The organism is Pseudoroseomonas cervicalis ATCC 49957, assembly GCF_000164635.1.
GTDB lineage: Bacteria > Pseudomonadota > Alphaproteobacteria > Acetobacterales > Acetobacteraceae > Pseudoroseomonas > Pseudoroseomonas cervicalis.
Genome location: NZ_GG770778.1, coordinates 507,711 through 513,431, shown reverse-complemented (window position 1 = coordinate 513,431; position 5,721 = coordinate 507,711). Strand labels below are relative to the sequence as shown.

Annotated in this window: 4 protein-coding genes; 1 reads left to right on the top strand and 3 read right to left on the bottom strand. The window is 72.2% G+C overall.

Going from position 1 to position 5,721, the window contains the following annotated elements; all coding sequences use genetic code 11:
- Positions 1–1,110: ABC transporter permease subunit (locus HMPREF0731_RS09560; protein ID WP_007003905.1), on the bottom strand; the 1,110-nt coding region annotated here is incomplete at its 3' end.
- A gap of 41 nt (positions 1,111–1,151) precedes the next feature.
- Here HMPREF0731_RS09560 and HMPREF0731_RS09555 point away from each other — a divergent pair.
- Positions 1,152–2,975, top strand: coding sequence for an extracellular solute-binding protein (locus tag HMPREF0731_RS09555; protein ID WP_083854484.1), 1,824 nt, complete (start codon positions 1,152–1,154; stop codon positions 2,973–2,975).
- 39 nt (positions 2,976–3,014) lie between these two features.
- Here the strand turns inward: HMPREF0731_RS09555 and HMPREF0731_RS09550 are convergent, their stop codons facing one another.
- Together HMPREF0731_RS09550 and HMPREF0731_RS09545 are read right to left on the bottom strand one after the other, a co-directional pair.
- The gene (locus HMPREF0731_RS09550) at positions 3,015–5,288 is read right to left on the bottom strand and encodes a TonB-dependent hemoglobin/transferrin/lactoferrin family receptor (RefSeq protein ID WP_007003903.1); all 2,274 of its coding nucleotides are present in this window, start codon (positions 5,286–5,288) and stop codon (positions 3,015–3,017) included.
- Positions 5,289–5,373: 85 nt separating this feature from the next.
- Positions 5,374–5,721: energy transducer TonB (locus HMPREF0731_RS09545; protein ID WP_007003902.1), on the bottom strand; the 348-nt coding region annotated here is incomplete at its 5' end.

Sequence of the window (5,721 nt, the reverse complement as noted above, 5' to 3'; positions counted from 1 at the left end):
GGCGGCCGCCTGGAAGCCGATGCGCGGGTCGAGCGCCGCCGCCAGCAGGTCGCCCGCCAGGTGCAGCACCAGGCCGAGCAGGGTGAACAGCCAGAGCGTGCCGAAGATCACCGGGTAGTCGCGGCTGCTGATGGCCTCGAAGCCGAGCAGGCCGATGCCGTCCAGGCCGAACACCACCTCGACCAGCAGCCCGCCGCCGAACAGCAGCCCGATCAGCGCCGAGGGCAGGCCCGCCAGCACCACCAGCATGGCATTGGGAAAGACATGGCGGAACAGCACGCGCCGGCCTGCCAGCCCCTTGGCCAGCGCCAGCTGGACATAGGGCTTGCCGACTTCCTCCAGGAACAGGCTGCGGGTCATCAGCGCCAGGCCGGCGAAGCCGCCCAGCACCAGGGCGGTGACCGGCAGCACCAGGTGCCAGAGCCAGTCGAGGAGGCGCGCGCCCCAGGGCAGCTCCTGCCAATGGGCGGAGACCAGCCCGCCGGTCGGGAACCAGGCGAAGACGCGGCCGCCGGCGAAGAGCACCAGCAGCGCCACCGCCACCACCACCCCCGGAATGGCGTGGGCGAGCGCGATGGCGAAGGTCGCGCCGCGATCCAGCCCCGTCCCCCGCCGCACCGCCAGCACGATGCCGAGCGGCAGGGCGATGCCATAGGTCAGCAGGGTGGACCAGGCGCCGAGCGAGGCGGAGACCGGCAGGCGTTGCCACAGCAGCTCGGCCACCGGCCGGTCGAGGAACAGGCTGCGGCCGAGATCGAAGCTGAGGAAGCGCCGCAGCATCATCCAGAACCGTTCCAGCGGCGGGCGGTCGAAGCCGAACATCCGCTCGATCTCGGCGATGGTGGCGGCGTCCAGCCGCTCGGCGCCGCGGTAGCGCATCGCCGGGTCGAGGTCGGGCGCCAGGGCGGTGGGCGAGCCCAGCACGCGCTCCGCCGCGCCGGAGGTGTCGTTGCCGGGGGTGAGCTGGGCGATCAGGTGCTCGACCGGCCCGCCCGGCGCCAGCTGGGTGACGCCGACATTGATCACCAGGATGGCCAGCAGGGTCGGCGGCACCAGCAGCAGGCGCCGCGCCGCGTAGCGCAGCAACGGATGGCGAAGGCGGAGCGGCATGCGGCGGGGCTCTTGCGGTCTGGGCGGCGGGCGGAAAGAATATGCGAATGACTCTCAACCGCATTTACCCGCGAAAGCGGAAGCTCGGCAAGGCGCTGTCCGCGGCGCTGCTCGCCCTCCTGGCCCCGGCGCCGGCGGCGCTGGCGCGGACGGATGCCTTCGCGCTGCACGGCACCCCCGCCCTGCCCGAAGGCTTCCCGCACTTCCCGCATGTGAACCCGGACGCGCCGCTCGGCGCCTGCGGCCTGCGCAGCGTGCAGCAGGGCAGCTTCGACACGCTGAACCCCTTCACGCTGCGCGGCCGCTTCGTCATGGGGGTGTGGAGCTGGGTCTACGAGACGCTGATGGTCGAGAGCCCGGAGGAGCCGCTGGTCGCCTATGGCCACCTGGCGGAGAAGGCCGAGCTGGACATGGCGGCCGGCATCATCCGCTTCACCCTGCGGGCGGAGGCGCGCTGGCACGACGGCAAACCCGTCACCGCCGAGGACCTGCTGTTCAGCGCGACCTTGCTGGGCAGCCAGGGCCGGCCGCATTTCCGCAGCGCCATGGCGGGAATCCGGCCGGAGCGGGTCGATGGCCGCACCGTCGCCTTCCACCTGCCGGCCGGCACGAGCGCGGCCCAGGCGCGCGAGCGGATGCAGCGGCTGGGTGCCCTCTTCGTGCTGCCGAAGCATGCTTGGGAAGGCCGCGACTTCAACGCGCTGACCCTGGAGCCGCCGCTGGGCAGCGGGCCCTATCGCGTCGCCGCCGTCGAGCCGGGGCGGCGCGTCACCTTCGAGCGAGTCGGGGATTGGTGGGCGCGCGACATGCCGACGGGACGCGGGCGCTGGACCATCGCGCGGATGGAGGTGCTCTACCTGCGCGACCGCGTGGCCGCGCTGGAAGCGGTGCTGGCCGACCGCGCCGACCTGATGCGGGAGATGGACCCGCGGCGCTGGGCCACCGGCTATGACGCCCAGGCGGTGCGCAGCGGCGCGGTGCGCAAGCTCGAGCAGCCGCACTGGTATGTCACCGGCATGAACGGCTTCGCCTTCAACCTGCGCCGCGCGCCGTTCGACGACATCCGCGTGCGCCAGGCGCTGGCCGGGCTGCTGGATTTCGACTGGGCCAACAAGGCGCTGTTCCACGGCGCCTTCCGCCGCACCACCTCCTATTTCAGCAACTCGCCGATGGCCGCCACCGAGCCGCCCGACGCGGCCGAGCGCGCCGCCATGGCCGAGTTCCCCGCGCTGTTCCCGCCCGAGGCGTTCGAGGCGGCCTGGGCGCCGCCGCCCAGCGATGGCAGCGGCCGCGACCGCGCGGCGCTGGAGCGCGCCATCGCCCTGCTGGAGCAGGCCGGCTGGGTGCTGGACGCGCGCGGCCGCATGGTGAACCGCGCGACAGGCGAGCCGCTCCGCTTCAGCGTTCTGGCGCAGTCGACGGCGCAGCAGGCGCTGCTGACCGTGTGGTTCCGCGGCCTGCGGCGGATCGGCATCGAGCCGCGGCTGGAGGTGCTGGACGCCGCCGCCTTCACCGACCGGCAGCGCAGGCGCGATTTCGACCTGATCTACCGCTTCATCATCGGCTCCGCCTGGCCGGGCGAGGAGCAGCGCGGCTATTGGGGCAGCGGCGGCGCCAGCAACCTGTCCGGGCTGTCGTCAGCGGGCATCGACCGGCTGCTGGACCGGCTGGCGCGGGCCGGGACGCCGGACGAGATGCGCTTCGCCGCCCGGCTGCTGGACCGCGCCCTGCAATGGCAGTGGCTGACCGTGCCCGCCTACCACGAGCCGAGCCGGCTGACGGCGGTGCGGGACCGCTATGCCTGGCCCGCCCGCGCGCCGGCCCAGGGCTATGGCGACGATGCCTGGTGGTGCAAGGAGCACTGAGCCGGTCCGGGGGAGCTGCGCCCCCCCGGCCTTGCCGGCCTAGAAGATCACCCGCGCCCCGAAGCGCAGCCAGCGCCCCGGCGCGACCTGCAGCTCGATCGGGTTCGAGGCCTTCACCGCGGCGGTGGCGAACTGGCTCTGGTCGTAGCCGGTGACGTCCTGCGGGATGTAGCGGGCGTCGAACAGGTTGAAGATGCCGAGGTTCAGCTCGACATTCTCGACCGGCCGCCAGGTCGCCACGGTGTCGAAGACCTGGTAGGCGCGGGTGCGGTAGCGCTGCGGCGTCGAGGCCTCGTCGGCGGCGGCGGCGAAGGTGCCGGTGACATCGAGGCTGGTGCGCCATTCCGGCTGGGTCCAGTTGACGCCGGAGACAACCTTCAGCGGCCGGGCGCCGTCGAAGGGCACGCTGGCGCTGTCGGGCGTCGCGCGCTGGCGGCCGCGCTGCCAGGAGGCCGCGGCCTGCAATGTCCAGTTCGGCGCCACCTCATAGGCGCCGGACAGCTCGACGCCCCAGACCTTGACCGAGGAGAGGTTGCGGCTGGTGTAGTCGACGGTGCCCGCGATGTTCACCAGGGATTCGATGAAGTCGTCATAGTGGGCGTTGAAGGCCGAGAGGCTGAGATAGCCGCGCGGCAGCCGCATGCGGATGCCGGCCTCGTAGGAGCGCACGCTTTCCGGCTTCAGCTCGGGGTTGGGCACCAGGTTGAAGGTGGCGCCGGGCAGCGAGGTGAAGAGCTGCTCGGCGGTCGGCATCTTGAAGCCCTCGCCATAGTTGCCGAACAGCGACCAGGTCTCGTCCAGCCGCAGCACGGCGCCGAGCTTCAGCGCCAGGTCGTCGGCGTCCAGCGTGCGCGGCTCGTCGCCGGGCGAGGCGCGGTAATCCGCATCCGGCCGCGGCGTGATGCGGTAGGTGGAGTAGCGCAGCCCCGGCGTCACGGTCAGCCGCTCGCCGAAGACCGAGATCTCGTCCTGGATGTAGCCGTCGAGGCGGCGCGTGTCGGCATTGGCGAAGTTGAAGCCGCCGGCGCGGGCGATGCTCGTCACGCCGGTCGTCAGGTTGGTGGTGACGTCGCGGCGGCGGTAGTCGGTCTCGGTGAAGCTGCCCTGCACGCCATAGGTCAGCGCGTGCCGCATGCCGAGGACGCTGAAAGAGGAATTCAGCTGCAGGTCGCCCTGCCAGAACTCCTCGCTGTATTGCAGTTCCTCGTCGATGCGGCTGAGCTGGCCATTGGCCAGGCGGCGCAGCTGCACGCCGGTGCGGCGCAGCTCCTGCGGGTGGTAGCCCACCTGCCAGCGCAGCGTGTCCAGCCAGCCCCAGCCCGGGCTCCATTCCTGGTCGAGGCCGACGCGGTAGCGGTCGAGGAACTGCTTGCGCTCGCGCGACAGGTTGGTGATGCCGCCCGTCGCCGGGCCGAGGTCGTAGCGCTGGTCCACGGTGGTGACGCGCTGCATGCTCTCGGCCGTCAGGCGGAAGCGGTTGTTGGCCGCCGCGTTCCAGACCAGCTTGCCGAGCAGCGAATCCGAGGCGATGTCGGCCGGGTTCAGCCGGTTGCAGGGCAGCGCCACGGCGTTGCGGGTGCAGTTCCAGATACCGTCGGGCGAGCGGGAGTTGTTGCGGCTCTGCTCATGCGCCTGGCGCCGCTGATAGGCGATCATCCCCTCGAAGTCGCCGGCCCGCCAGGCGCCGGTGACGCGGCTGCGCCAGCCCTGGTCGAGGGTGGAGTAGTCGGAATCCGCCTCCGCCCCCCAGTCGCGGCCGGGCTGGATGTAGTCGGCCGGGTCGCGCGTCACATACTGCACCACGCCGCCCAGCGCGTCGGAGCCCCAGAGGGTGGAGGCCGGGCCGCGCAGCACCTCGACCCGCTTGAGGTGCCAGGGCTCGACCACATCGCGCGTCTGGTCGGTGATGCGCTCCATGGTGCGGGCGCCGTCGATGAGGGTCAGCACGCGGTTGCCGCCGACGCCGCGCACCGAGATGCCGCCCAGGCTGCCGAACGGGTCGGTGCCGGTGGTCTGCTGGTTGACGCTGACGCCGGGCGTGTAGCGGAACACGTCCTGGATGTCGCGCGCCATGCGGCGTTCCAGATCGCGGCCGGAGATGATGTCGACCACCGCCGGCGTGTCGAAGAGCAGCCGCGTGTTGCGGGTGGCCGTGGTGTTGACGCCGGGCAGCACGGTCGGCGCCAGCGCCTCCAGCCCCTGCCCCGGCTCATCGGGCGTATCGGCAGCGGTGGCCTGGGCCAGCGCCGGCGCATGGAAAGGCAAGACCAGGCAGCTGCCGAGCAGCGCCAGTCGCAGGGAGGAGCGGAGCATGGACACCCTGTGTGACGTTGTGTTGCGAATGTTAATTAGAATCATTCTCAACAACTCGCCAGAGGCCAAGGCCACGCTTTGCCACCTAGCGCAGCCGGAAATGCACCTGCACCTCGACCCAGGCATGGACGGGGCGGCCACCGACCGAGGCGGCGCGGAACTGCCAGCGCCGCACCGCCGCCAGCGCCGCCTGGTCGAGCAGCGCGGCGCCGGAGGAGCGGTGAACCCGGACGGTCCGTGTCTCGCCATCCGGCGCGACAAGGGCGCGCAGCGTGACGCTGCCGGTCTGGCCCATCTCCAGCGCGCGGCTGGGATATTCGGCGGGCTGCGGGCGGCCCCGGAAGCCGGGATGGGTGACCAGCACGGGAGACTCGGCGTCGCCAGGGCGCGCGCCGGCGCCTGCGCTGTGCTCCGCGCCGCCATCGCGCGCGGC

Coding starts and splice junctions, on each gene's coding strand:
- HMPREF0731_RS09550 (WP_007003903.1), bottom strand. CDS start 5,288: ATGCTCCGCTCCTCCCTGCGACTGGCGCTGCTCGGCAGCTGCCTGGTC.
- HMPREF0731_RS09555 (WP_083854484.1), top strand. CDS start 1,152: ATGCGAATGACTCTCAACCGCATTTACCCGCGAAAGCGGAAGCTCGGC.